Below are 19,972 nucleotides of genomic sequence, written 5' to 3'. Positions count from 1 at the left end.
ACCGCGCCACCGTGCCGCTCACGCGGCGCGGCATCAGCCCAGCAGACCCTTGGGCACCTTGTCCGCCTTTTTTTCCACCGGGTTGGCCGTGAGCCACTGCGCCGCGTACTGGCGCATGAACTCCTTGGCCTTCTCTGGCCGGGCCGTGAGCCACGCGTCGTAGGCGCCTTCGTTCAGGATGGCAGGCATGCTTTTTTCGCTGCCGGGCTGGCCGTAGCGGTGCAGCAGTGCGTGGTTGTTGGCGTTCACCGTGAGCAGGCAGTAGCTGATGATCACCTCGCCATCGGCCCCCTGCCAGCGTGCCCACAGGCCCGCCACGCCCATGGGTTTGCCGTCCACGCGCGCCACGCGGGTGGGCACGGCCTTGCCGCTGCGCAGGTCGTCTTCGTAAAACGCCACCATGGGCACGATGCAGCGTTGGCCGTTCAGCCACGCGTCGCGGAACGCGGTGCCGGTGGAGGCGGTGTCGGACTTGGCATTGACCAGCTTGGGCGCGCGCAGCTTGGCATCGGATGCCGACTTGACCCAGTGCGGCACCAGGCCCCATTGCGCGGGCACGAGCACGCGTTCCGTGCTGGCGGCGGGTGCGTCTGTGGGCGTGTCTGCCGGGGGGCTGGGTTCGGCGTCGGCCGCCGCTTTGGCCACCACTGGCTGGGCGATGGCGGCTGCCGTGGCCGCATGCACGATGAAGAAGCCGGGCTTGCGTGGCCACAGGTGGCGTTCACCCAGGGCCTGCGGTGGCTCGACCGCAAAGGCCTCGCGGTAGGTGTCGGCGTGGGGCAGGGTTTCGTATTGGGTGCTCATGGGGCGATGGTAGCGTGTGGCGTTGAGGTTTCTTGCATGAAATAGGGCTCTAGCGCTTGTTTGATAAGCGTTAACAGCTATAAAAACAGAAGCATCTGCAGGCCCGCTGTGTCACCCATCCGGCCCGGTCCTGACTTGTATCAAGCCCGTTGTCGCCTGCGTTGTGACGCGCGCTGGCGCTGTTTTCACAATGTCCGCATGGACTTCGCACCTTCTCCTCTGGCCCTTCAATGGCGTGATCGCCTGCTGGCGTTCATGGACCGGTATCTGCTGCCGTACAACCCTGCCTGGCATGCGGCCGTGCTGGCGGGCGACTACCCGCCGCCTTTTGTGGAGGACCTGAAGGCGCTGGCGCGCGAAGAAGGCCTGTGGAACCTGTTCCTGCCCACGCTTGAGGACGACGAGCCCGGCACGCGGCTGTCCAACCTCGACTACGCGCCGCTGGCCGAGGCCATGGGCCGCCTGCCGTGGGCGGCCGAGGTGTTCAACTGCCACGCGCCGGACACCGGCAACATCGAGCTGTTGCACCGCTTTGCCACACCCGCCCAGCGCGCCCGCTGGCTGGTGCCGTTGCTGCACGGCCATATGCGTTCGGCGTTTGCGATGAGCGAGCCCGACGTGGCCTCGTCCGACCCTACCAACCTGCAGACCACGGTGCGGCGCGAGGGTGACCACCTGGTGCTCAGCGGTCGCAAGTGGTTCATCACCGGCGCTGCGCATCCGCATTGCCAGCTGCTCATCGTGCTGTGCCGCAATGCAGGTGACGTCCAGACCGACAGCCACCATCGCCACAGCATGGTGCTGGTGCCCGTGGACACGCCGGGTGTGCAGATCGTGCGCAACATCAGTGTGCTGCACCACCATGCACCCGAGGGGCATTGCGAGATCCTGCTGCAGGGCGTGCGTGTGCCTGCGGACCACCTGCTGGGCGATTGGGGGGCGGGGTTTGCCATGGCGCAGGCGCGCCTGGGCCCCGGCCGTGTGCACCACTGCATGCGCACCATCGGCCAGTGCGAGCTGGCGCTCTCCCTGGCCACCGAGCGGGCGCTGGAGCGCACGGCGTTTGGCAAGCCGCTGGCCGAGCAGGCCAATGTGCAGGAATGGCTGGCCGAGTCGCGCATCGAGATCGACCAGGCGCGCCTGCTGGTGCTGCATGCGGCCTGGCTGCTGGACCAGGGCGACGCTGCGGATGCGCGCACTGTGCGTGCCCAGGTTGCCGCCATCAAGGTGGTGGCCGCGCGCCTGCAACAGCGCGTGGTGGACCGCGCCATGCAGATCTTCGGTGCCATGGGCCTGTCGCCCGACACGCCGCTGGCGGCGTTCTGGACCTGGGGCCGCGCGCTGCGGCTGATGGATGGGCCCGACGAGGTGCACCTGCGCACCGTGGCGCGGCACGAGCTGCGTCAGGCGCGCGAGCAGCTCGGCACCTTGGCTGCCTACTTCACCACCCCGGAGCAGATGCGCGCGCCGCCACGGCTGAGTGCCTGAGCACCTGCACCGGCCAGGCTGCGGGAGTCAGGAGGACGCGGCCGAGGCCCGCGCGGCGCGCGGGCCGGAGGGCGCCACCACAACGCGGTTGCGCCCCAGCGACTTGGCGGTGTACAGCGCCTGGTCGGCGCGCTCCAGCGTCTGCTCCACCATGTCGCCGGGCAGGTGCAGTGCCAGGCCAGCCGATACCGTCATGCGCAGCACGCCGGCAGCGTGCGGAATCTCCATCGCGGCCACGGCCTGGCGCACGCGCTCCAGCAGGTCGCGGGCATCGTCCATCTGGGTGTCGGACAGCAGCAGCACAAACTCTTCGCCACCCCAGCGGGCCAGCACATCGGTGTCGCGCACGCTGGCCCGCACGATGCCCGCAAAGGCCTGCAGCGCCCGGTCGCCCGTGGCGTGGCCATGGGTGTCGTTGACGCGCTTGAAGTGGTCAATGTCCAGCTGGGCCAGCAGCAGGGGGCGGCCGTTGCGCAGGTTGCGGCGGCGTTCCAGCTCCATCAGGTCCTGCATGGCGCGGCGGTTGGGCAGGGCGGTCAGCTCGTCGCGGGTGGCCAGATCGCGGTTGACGGCGAGCGCCTGGGCCAGCGCCTCGCGCTGCTCCTGCAGCCGCGCGCGGATGCGCTGGATGCGCAGGTTCAGCGCAATGCTGCCCCCCAGCACGATCAGCACCATGAGCGCATAGGCGGTATCCAGGTAGCCAAACGGGCTGGCGTTAAAACGCGTGGTGGCCGCCACCGCACAGCCGAAGGCCAGCAGTGCATACACGCCGATGCCGATCACCTCGGCCACGGTCAGGCCAAAGGTGCCAAAGAACAGGATCATGGCCAGCACCGCGGGCACCACGCCCCGCGCGTCGCCCGCCAGCACATAAGCCACGGCGCCGCTGGTGATGGTCCAGACCATCTGGGGCACGGTGAGTGAGGGGTCGCTGAGCCGCGCGGTCTCGCCCGAACGGATGAACGCGGTCATCACCACCATCCCGCCGACCGAGATGGCGGCCCACCATTGCACGGCAACGGCGTTCACTGCGCTGCTCGCCGTTGCCACCATCAGCATGACGCCCGCACTGCTGGTCATGAGCACCAGCGCGAGCAACGCCATGGCCACCAGCGTGCGCCGCCGACGGTCGGTGGAGAGAACCACATCCCGAACGCGTTGCCAGCGGGAAGGTGTGCGCAAGGTGGGTGCTCCTGCCAGGGCGGTCGGGGGGCGTGTGGATGGATGGGGCTGCGCTGCGGCGTGCAACGGGGCCTGGCCGTGCGGTTTTCATTCTAGGAGGGTCATCGCCCGGCGTACAGCCCTGCCCAGGCGCGGCCTGGGGTTTCGCCGAAGGGCCCTGACCCCGTTAAGGATGTCCTGCATAACCCTCGCGAGTCGGTGGTAGTGCGGATCGGGATGGGGCGCAAGGCGTCTTTTGGCAGCCAATAGCCGGGCTATTGGCAAGAAAAGCAACGCAGCGGACCGCCCGAGACCGCGCTATCACAGACCGCAGGGAGTTATGCAGGTCATCCTTAAAGAAGGGTGAGTGCCGCCAAGGCGGCCAGCGGTGCGGTCTCGGCGCGCAGCACACGGGGGCCCAGCGTGACCGGGGCAAAGCTGTGTTGCAGTGCCAGGTCTTCCTCGGTGCTGGAGAGCCCGCCTTCGGGGCCGGAGAGAAACACCACGGGCCCGGCCTGGCCCGCCGCCGTGTGCAGCGGCGCCGTGCCCGCGCGCAGCGACAGCAGCAGGCGCTGCACGGTGGTGGCCTGGGCCTGGGCGCGCACCCAGCCTGCCAGGTCCACGGCGTTGTGCACCACGGGCACGCGGTTGCGGCCGCACTGCTCGCAGGCGGCCACGGCCACGGCCTGCCAGTGGGCGATTTTTTTCTCGGCCCGCTCGCCTTTGAGCTTGAGCACGCTGCGCTCGGCCACCAGGGGCGTGATGCTCGCCACGCCCAGCTCGGTGGCTTTCTCCACCAGCCAGTCCATGCGTTCGTTGGCGGTGATACCGGCCAGCAGGTGCACGGCGCGCGGGGCTTCTCGTTCGGTGACATGGTGGGCGCCCACCACCACGCGCACATCGCTGCGGCCCATCTTCAGTACGGTGGCGTCGAATTCGCCGCCCGGGTCGCCCTCGGCTTGCCCGCCGTGGAACAGCGTGATGGTGTCGCCCGGCTGCAGGCGCAGCACCTGCACGTGGCGCGCAGCGCCGGGGGGAAGGTCTAGCTCGGCACCGGGGGCCAGAAGGGCCGGGCAATGGAAACGGGGCATTTGCTACTTAATTTATAGCTGCTTGCGCTTGATAGATAAGCGCTAGAGCCTAATTTTATTCTGTTTTACTGCGTGCGCCCAGTCGCGCCGCTACATCCGGCCGTAGGCAAAGCCCACCACCGGCTCGGTACCTTCGATCTGGTCGAGCATCTTGAGCAGCGGCCCCAGCTGCCGGTAGCGGTTGGCCGTGGCGCGGATGTAGGCCATGAAACGCGGCGCATCAGCCAGATACTTGGGCTTGCCGTCGCGCAGGGTCAGGCGCGCAAAGATGCCGGCGACCTTGAGGTGGCGCTGCAGGCCCATCCATTCCACCGCACGGTAGAACTCGCCGAAGTCATCGCCCCAGCCGCTGGCGCTGCGGGCCCCCAGCAGTCCGGCCTTGCGCGCCTTCTCCCAGTAACGCACCGTAATGTCGATGACAAATTCCTCTTCCCAGCTGATGAACGCATCGCGCAGCAGGCTGGCAATGTCGTAGGTGATAGGGCCGTAGACGGCGTCCTGGAAGTCCAGCACCCCCAGGGGCGTGCCCTGTTCGGTGGGGGCCATCAGGTTCCGGGTCATGAAATCGCGGTGCACATAGACCTGGGGGGCGGCCAGATTGTGGGCCACGATGGCATCGAAGGCGCTGGCCAGCGTGGCCTGCTGCTTGTCGTCCAGCGTGACGCTGCGGTGCCTGGCCAGGTACCAGTCGGGGAACAGCGCCAGTTCGCGGCGCAGCAGCGCCTCGTCATAGGCCGGCAGCACGCCGGGCTGGGAGGCTTTTTGCCAGTCCAGCAGCACATCGGTGGCCTGCTGGTACCAGGCGTAGGCGTCCTGCGGCTTTTCGGGGTTCAGCAGCTCGATCAGCGTCTGGTGGCCCAGGTCGGACAGCAGCATGAAGCCGGTCGGTTCATCGAACTCAAGGATCTCGGGCACGTTCAAACCGGCGGCGGCCATCAGGCCCTGCACCTGCACGAAGGGCTTGCAGTTTTCCTTGTCGGGCGGTGCGTCCATCACGATGCGGCTGGCACCCGTGGTGCTGTCGATGCGCAGGTAACGGCGGAAGCTGGCATCGGCAGAGGCGGGGCGCAGCGTGGCGGGCAGTAGCTGGTGCGGGCTCACCAGGGGCGCCAGCCAGGCCTCGAAGGCTGTCTGGCGGGCCGCGTCGGGCCAGGCGACGGTGGAAGTTGCGGGGGTTGCCACGGCCGTGCCCGGGGGCGGGCAGGCGGGAGAAGGGGAAGATGGGTGGCTCATGGATAATCCGATTTTACAAACCCGCTCCCCCCAGGCTCTGAGGTGGGCGGGTTCCTCCTTCTTTGATCCGCCCCTGCCCACCGCCCCACGTGCCACGCTGCAAGCCCCCCACCGTGCAGACATCCTCCCTCCGGCCCCGGCCCGCCAAGGCGAAGCCCGAGCGGCTGCGCGCTCCCGTACCCCGGGCCCTGGCTTATGGCGTGGCGCTGGCCTGGTGCGGTCTGCCGCTCTCCGTGCTGGCGCAGGCGTCTGACGCCGCCCCGCCTGCCAGCGCCTGGGATGCGCCCCCTGCGCTGCGCACCTCGCCCCTGCTTCAGGAAAAGATTCCCGAGGCGGTCCGGCCCCAGCTCCCCGTTTTTGTGACGGGGGACCGGATCAGCGGCCAGACCGACCTGAACGCCGTCATCGAAGGCAATGCCGAATTGCGCCGGGGCGACACCGTGATCCGTGCCGACCGCCTGGACTACAACGTGCCCGAAGACCTGGCCAAGGCCAACGGCAAGGTGCGCATCAACCGCGCGGGCAACGTGTACGAAGGCACGGCGCTGGAGCTGCGGGTGGATGCCTTTGAGGGTTTCTTCAGCGACGCCCGCTACCAATTTTTGGCCACCCAGGCGCACGGCGATGCCACGCGCGTGGATTTCATCGACCGCGACCGTGCCGTGGTGCACAACGCCACCTACACCACCTGCGAGCGCGGCAATGAAGAAAGCTGGCAGCCCGACTGGGTGCTGCGCGCCGCCACCATTCGCATCGACAACGAGGAAGAGGTCGGCACCGCCGAAGACGCGGTGCTGGAGTTCAAGGGCGTCTCTGTGCTGCCCATTCCGTACATCACCTTCCCGCTGTCGGACAAGCGCAAGTCCGGCCTGCTGCCGCCCACCATCGGGCTGGACAGCCGCGACGGGGTGGCGTACATCCAGCCCTACTACTGGAACATCGCACCCAACCGCGACGCCACGCTGCGCGCGGCACTCATGACCAAGCGCGGCGCCAACCTGGGGGGCGAGTTCCGCTACTTGGAGCCCACTTACACCGGCCAGATCAGTGCCGATGTGATGCCCACCGACCGCCTGCGCGACCGCATGCGCTGGAGTTTTTCGGGCCAGCACCAGGGCGGCTTTGACACGCCGATGGGCGGGCTGGGGCTCAATCTGAACGTCAACCGCGTGAGCGACGACAACTACTGGCGCGACTTTGGCCGGGCTTCCGACCTGCTGCGCCAGCGCCTGCTGCCGGGCGACGCCACGCTGTCGTGGGCGCGCAATGACATGTCCGCCAGTGTGCGCACCCTCAAGTGGCAGACCTTGCAGGACGTGACCTCGCCCATCGTGCCGCCGTATGACCGGCTGCCCCAGTTGCAGTGGCGCTATGCACCGTCGCAGCTGGGTGGCGGGCTCGATGCCAGCGTGGAGCTGGACACCACCCGCTTCCAGGCCGCCCGCGAGCTGACAGGCCAGCCCAATGCCAACCGCAGCTATGCGATGGCGCAGATCAGCCGGCCTTTTCTGGCGCCCGGTGGCTTCGTGACCCCGCGCCTGCAATTGCACGCCACGCAGTACCAGTTTGACTCGGCGCTGTCCAACGGGCAGCGTTCAGCCAACCGCACTCTGCCCACCTTCAGCCTGGACAGCGGGCTGGTGTTCGAACGCGATGCCGCCTACTTTGGCCGCGCCTTTTTGCAGACGCTGGAGCCGCGCGCGTTCTACACCTACACGCCTTACCGTGACCAGAGCATGCTGCCCGTGTACGACACGGCGGCCAATGATTTCAACTTCGCCACCATCTACACCGAGAACGCTTTCGGGGGTAACGACCGGCTGGCCGACAACAACCTGCTCACCTTGGGCGTGACCACCCGGCTGCTGGACCCGAACACGGGCGCCGAGGCCGCACGCTTTGGCATTGCCCAGCGGCTGCGGTTCTCGGACCAGAAGGTCACCTTGCCCGGCGGTACCCCCGTGAGCGAGCGCCTGTCAGACCTGCTGCTGGGCGCGGGTATCAGCTGGACGCCCGAGTGGGGCTTTGACTCCACCGTGCAGTACAACCCCAAGACGGGGCGCTCCATCCGCTCGACCATCGGCGCGCGCTACAGCCCCGGCAATTACCGCACCGTGAGCGCGGCCTACCGCCTGCAGCGTGGCACCAGCGAGCAGATCGACATCGGCTGGCAGTGGCCGCTGAACGACCTGTGGGGCGACAAGGGCAAAGACCTGGGCGCAGGCCGTGGCCAGGGCGGCGGGCGCTGGTACAGCGTAGGCCGCCTGAACTACAGCCTGCAGGACCGCAAGCTGGTGGACACCGTGGTCGGCCTGGAGTACGACAGCTGCTGCTGGATTGGCCGTGTGGTGCTGGAGCGCCTGCAAAGCAGCGTGACCACCTCCAACACCCGCCTGCTGTTCCAGATCGAGTTCGTCGGCTTCTCGCGCCTGAGCCTGGGCTCCAGCCCCCTGGACACCTTCAAGCAGAATGTGCCGCGTTACCAGAACCTGCGCGAGCAGGTCACAACGCCCAGCCGTTTCAGCAACTACGACTAACGCCCAACGCTCCTACGCTTAACGCCATGAATCACCGTGTCATTGCACTGGCCATTGCCACCCTGGCTTCCCTGCTCTCCCAGGGCGCCCTGGCCCAAGGACTGCGCCCTTCCGGCGCACCGTCGGGCAAAGGGCTGACGGCGCGCCCGGCGGCCGCACCATCGATCACGCTGCCTGCAGAAACGGCGAGTGGCAGCAGCAGCTCGGCACCCCGGCAGGCGGATTTCATTGTCGCCGTGGTCAATTCCGAGCCCGTGACCAACAACGAGGTCCGCGCGCGCCTGGCCCGCGCCGAAGCCCAGCTGGCCCAGCAAGGGGGTGCCATGCCGCCCCGGGAGCTGCTGGCGCGCGAGGTGCTGGAGCGCATCATCCTGGAGCGCGCACAGCTGCAGCAAGCCAAGGAATCGGGCCTCAAGGTGGATGACTACGCCGTGTCGCAGGCCGAACAGGGCGTGGCCCGCCAGAACAACATGTCGGTCGATGACCTCTACCGCCGCCTGGCGCGGGACGGCATGGGCAAGGAGCGCTTCCGCGAGGAATTGCGCAACCAGTTGCTGCTGCAGCGCCTGCGCGAGCGCGAGGTGGAGGCGCGCGTGAAAGTCACCGACCTGGACATCGACCAGTACCTGCGCGAGCAGCAAAAGGGCAACGACGTCGCTTCGATGGAGATCAACCTGGGCCATGTGCTGGTGCTGGTGCCCGAGAACGCGAGCCCCGTGCAGGTGGCGGAGCGCCAGGCACGCGCCCAGCGCGCGGCCGACAAGGTGCGCGCGGGGGAAGACTTTGCGGCCGTGGCCCGCGAGTTTTCGGATGCGCCCGAGGGACAGCGCGCGGGCGGCCAACTGGGCCTGCGCCCGGCCGACCGGTATCCCGAGCTGTTTGTGAACTCTACGCTGGGCCTGCCCGTGGGCAGCATCGTCGGGCCCGTGCGCTCGCCAGCGGGCTTCCACGTGCTCAAGGTGATCGAGCGTGTCACGGCTGGTGTGCCCACCACGGTGGTGCAAAACCATGCCCGCCACATCCTGCTGCGCACGGGGCCGCAACTTTCCGAAAGCGCCGCCGCCGCTCGCCTGGCCGACTACCGCCGCCGTGTGCAGATGGGGCAGGCCGATTTTGCGGCGCTGGCCCGTGAGCACTCGCAGGACGGTAGCTCCAAGGAAGGTGGCGACCTGGGCTGGGCCACCCCCGGCCGCTATGTGCCTGAGTTCGAGCAGGCCCTGAACGCCCTCAAGCCCGGCGACATCAGCGAACCCGTGGTTTCGCGTTTCGGCGTGCACCTGATCCAGCTGCTGGAGCGCCGCGAGGCCAAGCTCACCCAGCGCGAGCAGCGCGACATGGCGCGCGACACCGTGCGCGAGAAGAAACTGGACGAGGCCTACGCCACCTGGGCGCAGGAGCTGCGCGGACGCGCGTATGTCGAATACCGCGACCCACCGCAATGACCGACCGATGATCAGACAGGTAAGCACGCGTTGAAACACATCCCCCGCAAGCGCTTCGGACAGCATTTTCTGTCCGACAAGGGCATCATCGAAGATATCGTGCAGGCCATTGCGCCCCAGCCAGGCCAGCCCATGGTTGAGATCGGTCCGGGCCTCGCGGCGCTGACCCAGCCCCTGGTCGAGCGCTTGGGGCGCCTCACGGTCATCGAGCTGGACCGCGATCTGGCCTTGCGCCTGCGGCTGCACGGCCAGCTGGAAGTGATCGAGTCCGACGTGCTCAAGGTGGACTTCACCGCGCTGGCACTGGCCATGCGCGAGAAAGCCGCGTTGCCCAGCCTCAAGCTGCGCGTGGTGGGCAACCTGCCCTACAACATCTCTACGCCCATCCTGTTTCACCTGCTGGACCATGTGCAGGTGATTGAAGACCAGCACTTCATGCTGCAAAAGGAAGTGATCGACCGCATGGTGGCCAAGCCCGCCACCAGCGACTATGGGCGCCTGTCAGTCATGCTGCAGTGGCGCTACGCCATGGAAAACGTGCTGTTCGTGCCGCCTGAGAGCTTTGACCCACCCCCACGCGTGGACAGCGCCGTGGTCCGCATGGTGCCGCACGCAGAGCCTGCGCCTTTGTCGGTGCCCCTGCTGGAAGAACTGGTGCAGGTCGCCTTCAGCCAGCGCCGCAAGCTGCTGCGCCACACCCTGGGCCGCTGGCTCGAAGCGCGCCAGTTCGCCGGCACCTTCGACACCCAGCGCCGCGCCGAGGAAGTGCCGGTGAGCGAGTTTGTCGCTCTGGCGCAGGAATGCTCATAAATCAATAGCTGCTAGCGCTTGATGCATAAGCGCTAGTGCCTGATTTGGCTGCAAAGCGTCAACAACTGGCGCGCCCCAGGCGAGAGATGCCAAGCAAGGGCCGCCCCGCAGCGAGGGCATCGTCCACCTTCCCGAATTGCGCAGCAATTCGAGAGAAGGGGGAAGGCGCAAAGCGCCTCAGGGGGATGTCTCTGTTACGCCGCGCTCAGCCAGTAACCCGCGTTGAAAGGGCTGCTCATGCGCAGCGCCATCGGGGAGACATCGACAAGCTTGTCGGTCGGCATTTTTTCGGCGGAATCCGTGCCGATTTCAATGCCCTCGACACCTTGTTGGGTGCCGGTAGCCTCGTTCGCCCGTTCTGCTTGGCTGGTGGATGCAGAACGGGCTACAGAAAAGAATAGAAACACCGGAACGGTATCTTGCGGTCGCCCCAGTAGTCGGCGGCGTCGCGGAAGATATCGAGCAGTTGTTCACGCGCTTCCTTGTCGAACTTGCCCGTGGCGGGGATCTGCTCCAGCACCACTATGAAACCAGGCTGCGGGCCCGATTTATGCAAGGGATCCGTCATGCAGTCGTACAACGCATCAAAGTTCTTGCCGAAGTGCGACGGGAAGGTGAATTGCCCGGCAATCAGGTCCAGCACATCCTGCTTGGACTGCGCATGGGCCAGGTTGGCGTACAAGAAATGGTGACCCATGGAGGTGGCCGCATCCTGCAGGTCCTGCACGCGGAAAGCGCGAATGGACTGCACGATGTTGGTGCGCACGCCACGCAGTGGCGTTTCCAGGTCTTTACGAAGTGGCGTCTGCATCTCCGCTACTCTTTCTTTTTAAAGTCCACAAACTTCTGGCATTTCGCAGGGCTGCGGGATGCAGCCTGCGGGTGGGGGATTCAAGGGGGCGCGCTTACCGCTGCCAGCGTATCTCTGGCCTGCGTGCAGCGCAACGGGGGTCACTCGACGATCTCGCGAAAACTGGCGTAGTGATCGCTGGTGTAGTAGCAGGCGTCCGGAACCCGGGGCTTGCCGCCACACACAATGCGCCGGGCTCCCCGGTTGCGCGATCCTGGTGTTCTGACGGTGTACTCACGGTAGTAGCCCCGCTTGTGGGCGGGCAACAGCCGCTCGCGATTGCCAAAAACTGTTCCGTCCTTGTCATACGGAAAGGGCCCTCCTTCACGGATCAGCGCATACGTCGCCCGCCCTTGGGGCGGCAACTCGGCCAATGCGATAGGGGGGATGGAGCCGTCGGTGGACGGGGAGTTCCGGGCATGCCCCGCTACCGGGGACAACACGAACGCAACACCCAAAACACACAAAAACCCTGCTTTGCGCGCCCGGGTGGCTACAGCCTTCAGCATCAACGAACCTTTCAGAAACTACGGGTTAACCCGAAATTTCGAGCCGCTAGTGTCGCTCAACGGCCCCCAAAAAGCAAGCGTCTGCACAAAGATTGGGCAGACGCTGAAGGGAAAAACAAGCTCTTTAAGTTAGCGCTTGCTATCAATTTTTGGCTTATCTTGACACGTTGGCATCGGCCACGGTAAGTGCTGTCATGTTCACAATGCGGCGCACGGTGGCGCTGGGCGTCAGGATGTGGACCGGCTTGGCCGCGCCCAGCAGCACGGGGCCGATGGCGATGCCGCCGCCTGCGGCGGTCTTGAGCAGGTTGTAGGCGATGTTGGCTGCGTCGATGTTGGGGAACACCAGCAGGTTGGCGTCACCCGTCAGTTCGCTGCTGGGCATGAGGGCCGCACGGGCCTTGCCGTCCAGCGCCACGTCGCCATGCATTTCACCGTCCACTTCCAGCCAGGGGGCTTGCTGGCGCAGCAGTTCGAGCGTCTGGCGCATTTTGACGGCGCTGGGGTGGTTGCTGGTGCCGAAGTTGGAGTGAGACAGCAGCGCGGCCTTGGGCTTGACGCCAAAGCGCATCATTTCCTCGGCAGCCAGGGCGGTGATCTCGGCCAGCTCCTGGGGGGTCGGGTCGTAGTTGACGTGGGTGTCCACCAGGAACACCTGGCGCCCGGGCAGCATGAGTCCGTTCATGCAGGCGTATACCGGCACATCCTGCGCCGTGCTGTCGGCGCCGCCCGCGTGTTTGCCGATCACCTGGTCGATATAGAGCAGGTGGTTGGCCGTGGTGCCCCAGGTGCCGCAGATCAGGCCGTCCACCTCGCCCTTGTGCAGCATCATGGCGCCGATGAGCGTGAGGCGCCGGCGCATTTCGATCTTGGCGACCTGCTGGGTGATGCCCTTGCGCTCGGTCATGCGGTGGTAGGTCTGCCAGAAGTCGCGGTAGCGGTGGTCGAAGTCGGTGTTGACCACGTCGTAGTCCACGCCTTCTTTCAGGCGCAGGCCAAACTTTTCGATGCGCTGGGCAATGATGGCGGGGCGGCCGATCAGCGTGGGGCGGGCCACCTTCTCGTCCACCACGATCTGCGCGGCGCGCAGCACGCGTTCTTCCTCACCCTCGGCGTAGGCCACGCGCTTTTTGGCGGCGGTGCGTGCTGCGTCGAAGATGGGTTTCATCGTCGTGCCGGAGGCATAGACAAAGGTCTGCAGCCGGTCGCGGTATGCGTCCATGTCGGCGATGGGGCGCTGGGCTACGCCGCTGTCCATGGCGGCCTGGGCCACGGCCGGCGCAATTTTCATCATCAGGCGCGGGTCGAACGGCTTGGGAATCAGGTATTCGGGGCCGAACGACAGCTTCTCGCCCACATAGGCGGCGGCCACCACTTCGCTCTGCTCGGCCTGGGCCAGCTCGGCAATCGCGTGGACGGCGGCAATCTCCATCTCATCGGTGATGGTGGTGGCGCCGCAGTCCAGCGCGCCACGGAAGATGTACGGGAAGCACAGGACGTTGTTGACCTGGTTCGGGTAGTCCGAACGCCCCGTGGCCATGATGATGTCGCTGCGCACGCTGTGCGCCAGCTCGGGCGTGATTTCGGGGTTGGGGTTGGCCAGCGCGAAGATCACCGGGCGCTCGGCCATGGTGGCCACCATCTCGGGCTTGAGCACATTGCCCGCCGACAGGCCCAGGAACACGTCCGCGCCCACCATCACCTCGGCCAGCTTGCGCGCGTCGGTCTTTTGCATGAACTGGCGCTTGTCGTCGTCCATCAGCTCTTCACGGCCTTCATAGACCACGCCTGCCAGGTCGGTGACGAACACGTTCTTGCGCTGCACGCCCACCTTGAGCAGCAGGTTCAGGCAGGCCAGCGCCGCTGCACCCGCGCCGCTGGTGACCAGCTTCACCTCCTCGATCTTCTTGCCCGCCACCTTCAGCGCATTCACGATGGCGGCCGCCACCGTGATGGCCGTGCCGTGCTGGTCGTCGTGGAAGACCGGGATCTTCATGCGCTTGCGCAGCTCGCGCTCCACGTAGAAGCAGTCGGGGGCCTTGATGTCTTCGAGGTTGATGGCGCCGAAGGTCGGCTCCAGCGCGGCGATCACTTCCACCAGCTTCTGGGGGTCTTTTTCGTCGATCTCGATGTCGAACACATCCACGCCGGCGAATTTCTTGAACAGAACGCCCTTGCCTTCCATCACCGGCTTGGAGGCCAGCGCACCGATGTCGCCCAGGCCCAGCACGGCGGTGCCGTTGGTGATGACAGCCACCAGGTTGCCGCGCGAGGTGTAGCGGAAGGCATTGGCCGGGTCCTTGACGATTTCTTCGCAAGGTGCGGCCACACCGGGCGAGTAGGCCAGCGCCAGGTCATGCTGGTTGACCATCTGCTTGGTGGCGGCAATGGCGATCTTACCGGGCTTGGGAAACTCGTGGTACTCGAGAGCGGCACGGCGCAACTGGGCGCGCTTGTCGGAATCGTTGTTGTTCTGGGCCGTGGTGTTTTCGGGCATTCAATTGTCTCCAGCTTGGGGTGTCAATGCCACGCCGGTTCAAGCAGGTCCGGCGCAGGTTGTCAGCTTTCGTAAGGGTGGGCGATTGTAGGCCGCGTTCGGTAAAAACCCTAGTAAGCGAATCTGCTTACATGGGAAATTCAGCTTTGCCGTCTGGGTTGGAATGCGGCGGATCGCTCCAGCGCGAGGTGCAACCCTTATGCAACCGCTGCCGAAGTGGTCTGGACCTCCGCTTCGAGCCCGTCCAGCCTGGGCTTCAAGCTGCTAAACCGTGGGCTTCACCACAATCGTTCCTAGCCAGGGCTGTTTTGCAGTCAGCGCAGTCCATGGCCGAGATACGGAAAAAAGACCGCTGAAATGGACTGCAGCGGTCCTTCTGTCATCGACGGTTTCCAGTTCGTTTCCAGCTCCAGCGGGCAACAGATCGAAGCGGGCGCTATCGTTAGCGGTGCTTCCCATGGGGGCAAGCTGTTAGCCAAACAGCGCCTCATAGCGGGCGATGTTCGGCGAGCGCGTATCCGGCATGCTCGGCACCAGCATCCACTGCACACTTCCCAATTGCGGGTGGCTCAGGGTGTACGTTGCCTGAGAAAGCCTTGGAACATCTGGTCCATGAAATAGCAGTGTGAACGGTGTCCGAAATTGCTCTGGCAAATGGCCGCGCGCCCGTTCGGTAGCTTCTACCAAAACCAGCTCCACAGGGCCATGCTCTGTCAGTGCGACGAAGGGACTGCCCACCAGGGTGTTGACGGATTCAAAAGTGGTGCTCATCGATGGCGTGTGTTGAGGGATCACAAAAGGGTTGGATACAGGCCATTGAGTTGCCAGAATGGGCTGGTATCCACGACCCACTCAACATCCTACAGCCGAGAATCCACTGTGTATTTGCTATCTGAACCATTCGCCCTGCGTGAGAGGGCCGACGACGATCAGCCTTTTCTGCTGGAACTCTATCTATCTACCCGCGATGACCTCCAGCAGGCCATCCCCGACCTCGCGATGCTCCAGCAGTTGATAGCCATGCAGTTCAATGCACAGGAGACCGGCTACCGCCACCAGTTCCCCTTGGCCCGCCAGTTGGTACTGCTGCGTTCCGGCCAGCCAATAGGGCGCATGGTGGTAGACGCCTCACCCGAACAATTGCGTCTGGTGGATATCGCCATTGCGCCGCCAGCTCGCCGCAGCGGCGCTGCAATGGCTGCGTTGGCTGCGCTGCAGCGCCATGCAGCAGCGCAGGGCCTGCCACTGTGTCTGGCGGTAGGGCGATACAACGGTCCAGCGCAGTGTCTGTATCAAAAATGCGGATTCACTTCCGTGACCGAAGACGATCTGTTCGTACAGATGATCTGGAGAAGCACTTCGCAGTGAGACCTGCCAGCGCAATCGCCCCGTTGTTGAAGCCATCTTCGACGGGGGAAATGAAGTGTGCCTGACCGCGTAGCGCTTGCAGGCAACGCCATCCGTGGGGCGGTTCCTGCATCCACAACGGGGACACACTGCAAGTAGATCACGGTGCCGGGGGCCGCAGAACAAGCTGCGGCGCTTGCTGGCCACCTGGCTGCAGACAATCCATGCCCCAGACCAGGTGCCCCAGCGTAGTTATGCGACAGCCGCATAGCTGCCCACGCCGCACGCAGCGCTGCTTGCGCGAGACCGTCCAACGATCTCAGTTGCGCGATGGGAAGATGCCTTCCATGCAAATGATGTAGTTGAGGCCCAGATACGGCTGCATGTTGGACACCATGGCTGTGGTCGTCACGGGGGCGGCCAACGGCTGGCCGCCGGTATTGGCGCCCACCGTCACCGCACCTGTACCACCAATGGCGGTGCTGACGCCGCCCAGGTTGACAGGACCCGTTGCGGTCGGTGAGTAGATGGACGCGCTGCTCGGGCCACTCGGCGATGCGCTGAGGAAAGAGCCATTGGCGGGAGTCGTGCTGGTGCCCGTGGTGCCCGTGGACGCCTGCAAATGCGTTGTGCCCGTGAGCCCTGCGGGGTCGAAGGTGGCCGGGTGCGTGTGCGGTGGCAGATTCGAGGCATTGAGTGTCACCGTCACCGAGCCCGTGCCAATCACAGTGTTGTTGTTGGTACCCGCCTTCTCGCCTTGTGCAATGGGGGTCAATCCTGGTCCAGGGGCTTGTGATCCGACGGGGACCCTGCCTCGCAAATCCGGCAGGCCGAAGGTGTTCACGCCATCCCCCCCGTACGTGGTTCCCAGCAAGGCGAACATGGCTGAGTTTTGCTGAATAGGAACCGTCTGTCCGTTGCAGAACGCCCAGCCGCGCGGCGCGTAGTTGAAACCGACCGGCATGATCATCCCCATAAATGCGTCCATGAGTTCTCCTCCATTAGTGAGTGATAGGCTCAGGAATACTATGACGGCAACACGGGAGCGGTCAACGAAAATGCTGCAAGAGGCATTTCACACACGCGAACGCACTCCCCGGCCCGTCACCCCATCGGAGGGACTTTGAACAGGCCCTGAGCGTGCGCGGCGCTCTATCGGCTGCTCGGAAAGCTGAACACCGCGCCCTCGCGCACACCGGCGCTGGGCCAGCGCTGGGTGATGGTCTTGCGCTTGGTGTAGAAGCGCACGGCGTCGGGGCCGTAGGCGTGCAGGTCGCCAAACAACGAACGCTTCCAGCCGCCGAACGAGTGGTAAGCCACCGGCACGGGCAGGGGCACGTTCACGCCCACCATGCCCACCTGGATGTGGTCGGTGAAGTAGCGGGCGGCCTCGCCGTCGCGCGTGAAGATGCAGGTGCCGTTGCCGTATTCGTGGTCGTTGATGAGCTGCATGGCTTCCTGCAGCGTATTCACGCGCACCACACCGAGCACGGGGCCGAAGATCTCTTCCTGGTAGATCTTCATGCCGGGCTTGACGTTGTCGAACAGGCACGCGCCCAGGAAGTAGCCTTCCTCATGGCCCGCAACCTTCACGCCGCGGCCATCGACCACCAGCGTGGCACCCTCTGCCACACCCTGGTCGACATAGCCCTTCACCTTCTCGAAGTGCGGCTTGGTCACCAGCGGGCCCATGTCGTTGCTGTTGTCGGTGCCGGGGCCGACCTTCATCTTGGCGATCTCGGTCTTCAGGCCCGCGATCACGGCGTCACCCACGGCGTCGCCCACGGCCACCAGCAGCGGGATGGCCATGCAGCGCTCGCCGCACGATCCGTAGGCCGCGCCCATCAAGGCACTCACGGCGTTGTCCACGTCCGCGTCGGGCATGAGCACCGCGTGGTTCTTGGCGCCGCCCAGGGCCTGCACGCGCTTGCCGTGTTTGCCGCCTTCGCTGTAGATGTATTCGGCAATCGGCGTGGAGCCGACAAAGCTCACGGCCTTCACGCGCGGGTCCTGCAGCAGCGTATCGACGGCCAGCTTGTCGCCGTTGACCACGTTCAGCACGCCGGGCGGCAGGCCCGCTTCCAGCGCCAGCTGGGCGATGAACAGCGTGGAGGATGGATCGCGCTCGGAGGGCTTGAGCACAAAGGTGTTGCCACACGCCACGGCCATGGGCCACATCCACAGCGGCACCATGGCCGGGAAGTTGAAGGGTGTGATGCCTGCGGTGACGCCCAGCGCCTGGAACTCACTCCACGAGTCGATGCTGGGGCCCACGTTGCGGCTGTGCTCGCCCTTGAGCAGCTCGGGCGCGTAGCTGGCGTATTCCACATTTTCGATGCCGCGCTGCAGCTCGCCATGTGCATCGGCCAGCACCTTGCCGTGTTCGGCGGTGATCAGGGCGGCGATCTTGTCGGCGTTTTCTTCGAGCAGGACTTTCAGCTTGCTCATCACACGGGCGCGTTTCAGGGGCGGCGTGTTGCGCCAGGCCGGGAAGGCGGCTTCGGCCGAAGCAATGGCGGCCTCCACAGTAGCCTTGCTGGCCAGCGCCACGCTGGTGGTCGACTGGCCCGTGGCGGGGTTGAACACCGGCTGCGTGCGCGCCGTGTCCGCAACGATCTTGCCGTCGATCAGGTGGCCGACGGTGGTGGTGACGTTCTTGTCGTGGTTCATGGCAAAAATATGGGTAAAAAGTGCTGCTAGCGCTTATCTAGAAAGCGCTAGCAGCTATTGAATCAGGAGTATTCCCGCTGGCGGATGAAACGGCGCGCGCCAGGCCAGCGGCCGCCGTGCAAGGGCCGGGGGTGTGTCATCACGCCGTTTCAGCCAGGGCATCGCCCAGTGCGTTGATCAGGCGGTCGATTTCGGCCTTCTCGCTGATGAAGGGCGGCGCCAGCTGGATGGTGTCGCCACCGTAGCGCACATAAAAGCCCTTCTTCCAGCAGTTCATCGCAATTTCATAGGGGCGGCGGGCCGGCTCGCCCGGCAGCGCGGCAATGGTGAAGCCAGCAGCCAGCCCAAAGTTGCGGATGTCAGCCACATGCTTGGCGCCCTTCAAGCTGTGCACGGCTTGCTCGAAGTACGGCGCCAGCGCGTTCACGCGTCCGATCATGTCTTCCTTCTGCAGGATGTCGAGCGCCGCAATGCCCGCCGCGCAGGCCACAGGGTGGGCCGAGTACGTGTAGCCGTGCGCGAACTCCAGCATGTACTCCGGGCCGCCCGCCGCCATGAAGGTGTCGTAGATTTCCTTGGTGGCCACCACGCCGCCCAGCGGTTGCGCGCCATTGGTCACCTGCTTGGCAAAGTTCAGGATGTCGGGCGTCACGCCGAAGGCTTCGGCCCCGGTCCAGGCGCCGCTGCGGCCAAAGCCGCTGATCACTTCATCAAAAATCAGCAGGATGTTGTTCTGCGTGCAGATCTCGCGCAGGCGCTGCAGGTAGCCCACGGGCGGGATCACCACGCCGGCCGAGCCCGAGAAAGGTTCCACGATCACGGCGGCAATGTTCGATGCGTCGTGCAGCGCAATCACGTCCAGCAGGCGGTCGGCCAGCTCTTTGCCGGTAGGCGGCATGCCTTTGTGGAACGAGCCAGCGGGCGGCTGGGTGTGGGGCAGGTGGTCGGCTTCGATGCCCTGGCCGAACATCTTGCGGTTGGCAACAATGCCGCCCACCGAGATGCCACCGAAGTTCACGCCGTGGTAGCCCTTTTCGCGGCCGATCAGGCGGGTTTTGCTCGCCTGGCCCTTGTTGCGCCAGTAAGCGCGCGCCATCTTCAGCGAGGTGTCGGCCGACTCGGAGCCCGAGCCGGTGAAGAACACATAGTCCAGGCCCGCAGGCGTCAGTTCCTTGACCCGGTTGGCCAGCTCGAACGACAGGGGGTGGCCGAACTGGAAGGCGGGCGCGTAGTCCAGCTTCATCGCCTGCTTGCCAATGGCCTCGGCGATCTCGCGGCGACCATGGCCCAGGCCCGCACACCACAGGCCCGAGAGGCCATCAAAAATCTTGCGACCGTCCGCGTCGGTGTAGTAGGCGCCGCTGCCCTCCACGATCATGCGCGGGTTGGCCTTGAACTGACGGTTGGCCGTGTAGGGCATCCAGTGCGCGTCCAGCCATTCGGCGTCCATGCGGGGGCCTTCGGCACCAGCGGCGGGTTTTTCGATGTTGACGAAGCTCATGGGGTTCTCCAGTGCAAAGGCGGCGACAAAAG

At 65.4% G+C, this 19,972-nt stretch carries 17 protein-coding genes; 5 read left to right on the top strand and 12 right to left on the bottom strand.

Annotated features, from left to right (window positions below; translation table 11 throughout):
- Positions 1-33: 33 nt before the first annotated feature.
- Complete coding sequence (locus tag ACSQ22_RS03315) at positions 34-804, bottom strand: SOS response-associated peptidase (protein WP_436129420.1); 771 nt, start codon at positions 802-804, stop codon at positions 34-36.
- Positions 805-1,002: 198 nt separating this feature from the next.
- Here ACSQ22_RS03315 and ACSQ22_RS03310 point away from each other — a divergent pair, with 198 nt between their 5' ends.
- Positions 1,003-2,292: an acyl-CoA dehydrogenase family protein gene (locus ACSQ22_RS03310; RefSeq protein WP_436129419.1), complete on the top strand. Its 1,290-nt coding sequence runs from the start codon at positions 1,003-1,005 to the stop codon at positions 2,290-2,292.
- 27 nt (positions 2,293-2,319) lie between these two features.
- Here the strand turns inward: ACSQ22_RS03310 and ACSQ22_RS03305 are convergent, their stop codons facing one another.
- The 3 genes from ACSQ22_RS03305 to ACSQ22_RS03295 form a co-directional block, all read right to left on the bottom strand.
- Positions 2,320-3,474, bottom strand: a complete 1,155-nt coding sequence (locus ACSQ22_RS03305) for a diguanylate cyclase (protein ID WP_436129418.1) — start codon at positions 3,472-3,474, stop codon at positions 2,320-2,322.
- Positions 3,475-3,806: 332 nt separating this feature from the next.
- Positions 3,807-4,544: a 16S rRNA (uracil(1498)-N(3))-methyltransferase gene (locus ACSQ22_RS03300; protein WP_436129417.1), complete on the bottom strand. Its 738-nt coding sequence runs from the start codon at positions 4,542-4,544 to the stop codon at positions 3,807-3,809.
- Positions 4,545-4,634: 90 nt separating this feature from the next.
- The gene (locus tag ACSQ22_RS03295; protein WP_436129416.1) at positions 4,635-5,777 is read right to left on the bottom strand and encodes an aminoglycoside phosphotransferase family protein; all 1,143 of its coding nucleotides are present in this window, start codon (positions 5,775-5,777) and stop codon (positions 4,635-4,637) included.
- Between the two features lie 164 nt (positions 5,778-5,941).
- Here ACSQ22_RS03295 and ACSQ22_RS03290 point away from each other — a divergent pair, with 164 nt between their 5' ends.
- From ACSQ22_RS03290 to rsmA, 3 genes are read left to right on the top strand one after another with little or no spacing between them, the layout of a single operon-like run.
- On the top strand, positions 5,942-8,314 hold the full coding sequence (locus ACSQ22_RS03290; RefSeq protein ID WP_436129637.1) for an LPS-assembly protein LptD: 2,373 nt from the start codon (positions 5,942-5,944) through the stop codon (positions 8,312-8,314).
- 26 nt (positions 8,315-8,340) lie between these two features.
- Positions 8,341-9,756, top strand: a complete 1,416-nt coding sequence (locus ACSQ22_RS03285) for a peptidylprolyl isomerase (protein ID WP_436129415.1) — start codon at positions 8,341-8,343, stop codon at positions 9,754-9,756.
- Between the two features lie 30 nt (positions 9,757-9,786).
- Complete coding sequence (gene rsmA / locus ACSQ22_RS03280) at positions 9,787-10,566, top strand: 16S rRNA (adenine(1518)-N(6)/adenine(1519)-N(6))-dimethyltransferase RsmA (RefSeq protein WP_436129414.1); 780 nt, start codon at positions 9,787-9,789, stop codon at positions 10,564-10,566.
- Positions 10,567-10,760: 194 nt separating this feature from the next.
- Here the strand turns inward: rsmA and ACSQ22_RS03275 are convergent, their stop codons facing one another.
- The 5 genes from ACSQ22_RS03275 to ACSQ22_RS03255 form a co-directional block, all read right to left on the bottom strand.
- A complete protein-coding gene (locus ACSQ22_RS03275) occupies positions 10,761-10,973 on the bottom strand; it encodes a hypothetical protein (protein ID WP_147433275.1) in 213 nt (70 codons plus the stop codon).
- Complete coding sequence (locus tag ACSQ22_RS03270) at positions 10,952-11,377, bottom strand: barstar family protein (protein ID WP_010464776.1); 426 nt, start codon at positions 11,375-11,377, stop codon at positions 10,952-10,954. The genes ACSQ22_RS03275 and ACSQ22_RS03270 overlap by 22 nt, the downstream gene beginning before the upstream one ends.
- Positions 11,378-11,517: 140 nt before the next feature.
- Positions 11,518-11,925: a ribonuclease domain-containing protein gene (locus tag ACSQ22_RS03265; protein WP_055398013.1), complete on the bottom strand. Its 408-nt coding sequence runs from the start codon at positions 11,923-11,925 to the stop codon at positions 11,518-11,520.
- Positions 11,926-12,079: 154 nt separating this feature from the next.
- Entirely contained in the window at positions 12,080-14,422 is a 2,343-nt protein-coding gene (locus tag ACSQ22_RS03260; RefSeq protein WP_121421673.1) for an NADP-dependent malic enzyme, read from the bottom strand.
- A gap of 471 nt (positions 14,423-14,893) precedes the next feature.
- Positions 14,894-15,193 (bottom strand): DUF6916 family protein, encoded by a 300-nt coding sequence (locus ACSQ22_RS03255; protein WP_158603284.1) that lies wholly within the window; start codon positions 15,191-15,193, stop codon positions 14,894-14,896.
- Between the two features lie 45 nt (positions 15,194-15,238).
- On the opposite strand from ACSQ22_RS03255, the gene ACSQ22_RS03250 reads away from it, so the two are divergent.
- Positions 15,239-15,790, top strand: a complete 552-nt coding sequence (locus ACSQ22_RS03250; protein ID WP_436129413.1) for a GNAT family N-acetyltransferase — start codon at positions 15,239-15,241, stop codon at positions 15,788-15,790.
- Between the two features lie 298 nt (positions 15,791-16,088).
- Here the strand turns inward: ACSQ22_RS03250 and ACSQ22_RS03245 are convergent, their stop codons facing one another.
- The 3 genes from ACSQ22_RS03245 to ACSQ22_RS03235 all read right to left on the bottom strand — a co-directional run bounded on the left by ACSQ22_RS03245 (position 16,089) and on the right by ACSQ22_RS03235 (position 19,940).
- Entirely contained in the window at positions 16,089-16,757 is a 669-nt protein-coding gene (locus ACSQ22_RS03245; RefSeq protein WP_436129412.1) for a phage tail protein, read from the bottom strand.
- Between the two features lie 164 nt (positions 16,758-16,921).
- On the bottom strand, positions 16,922-18,439 hold the full coding sequence (locus tag ACSQ22_RS03240; RefSeq protein ID WP_436129411.1) for a CoA-acylating methylmalonate-semialdehyde dehydrogenase: 1,518 nt from the start codon (positions 18,437-18,439) through the stop codon (positions 16,922-16,924).
- Positions 18,440-18,578: 139 nt separating this feature from the next.
- Positions 18,579-19,940: an aspartate aminotransferase family protein gene (locus ACSQ22_RS03235; protein WP_055398024.1), complete on the bottom strand. Its 1,362-nt coding sequence runs from the start codon at positions 19,938-19,940 to the stop codon at positions 18,579-18,581.
- Positions 19,941-19,972: the final 32 nt, after the last annotated feature.

Source organism: Acidovorax sp. LjRoot38, from assembly GCF_964252975.1.
Classification (GTDB): domain Bacteria; phylum Pseudomonadota; class Gammaproteobacteria; order Burkholderiales; family Burkholderiaceae_C; genus Acidovorax; species Acidovorax facilis.
Note: the sequence above shows the minus strand (reverse complement) of the source record. Positions and strands in the feature narration are given on the sequence as shown.

What these genes read in the sequence shown, in the direction of transcription:
- ACSQ22_RS03315 (WP_436129420.1), bottom strand. Translation starts at nt 804, where the DNA reads ATGAGCACCCAATACGAAACCCTGCCCCACGCCGACACCTACCGCGAG.
- ACSQ22_RS03310 (WP_436129419.1), top strand. Translation starts at nt 1,003, where the DNA reads ATGGACTTCGCACCTTCTCCTCTGGCCCTTCAATGGCGTGATCGCCTG.
- ACSQ22_RS03300 (WP_436129417.1), bottom strand. Translation starts at nt 4,544, where the DNA reads ATGCCCCGTTTCCATTGCCCGGCCCTTCTGGCCCCCGGTGCCGAGCTA.
- ACSQ22_RS03295 (WP_436129416.1), bottom strand. Translation starts at nt 5,777, where the DNA reads ATGAGCCACCCATCTTCCCCTTCTCCCGCCTGCCCGCCCCCGGGCACG.
- ACSQ22_RS03285 (WP_436129415.1), top strand. Translation starts at nt 8,341, where the DNA reads ATGAATCACCGTGTCATTGCACTGGCCATTGCCACCCTGGCTTCCCTG.
- ACSQ22_RS03270 (WP_010464776.1), bottom strand. Translation starts at nt 11,377, where the DNA reads ATGCAGACGCCACTTCGTAAAGACCTGGAAACGCCACTGCGTGGCGTG.
- ACSQ22_RS03265 (WP_055398013.1), bottom strand. Translation starts at nt 11,925, where the DNA reads ATGCTGAAGGCTGTAGCCACCCGGGCGCGCAAAGCAGGGTTTTTGTGT.
- ACSQ22_RS03260 (WP_121421673.1), bottom strand. Translation starts at nt 14,422, where the DNA reads ATGCCCGAAAACACCACGGCCCAGAACAACAACGATTCCGACAAGCGC.
- ACSQ22_RS03255 (WP_158603284.1), bottom strand. Translation starts at nt 15,193, where the DNA reads ATGAGCACCACTTTTGAATCCGTCAACACCCTGGTGGGCAGTCCCTTC.
- ACSQ22_RS03245 (WP_436129412.1), bottom strand. Translation starts at nt 16,757, where the DNA reads ATGGACGCATTTATGGGGATGATCATGCCGGTCGGTTTCAACTACGCG.
- ACSQ22_RS03240 (WP_436129411.1), bottom strand. Translation starts at nt 18,439, where the DNA reads ATGAACCACGACAAGAACGTCACCACCACCGTCGGCCACCTGATCGAC.
- ACSQ22_RS03235 (WP_055398024.1), bottom strand. Translation starts at nt 19,940, where the DNA reads ATGAGCTTCGTCAACATCGAAAAACCCGCCGCTGGTGCCGAAGGCCCC.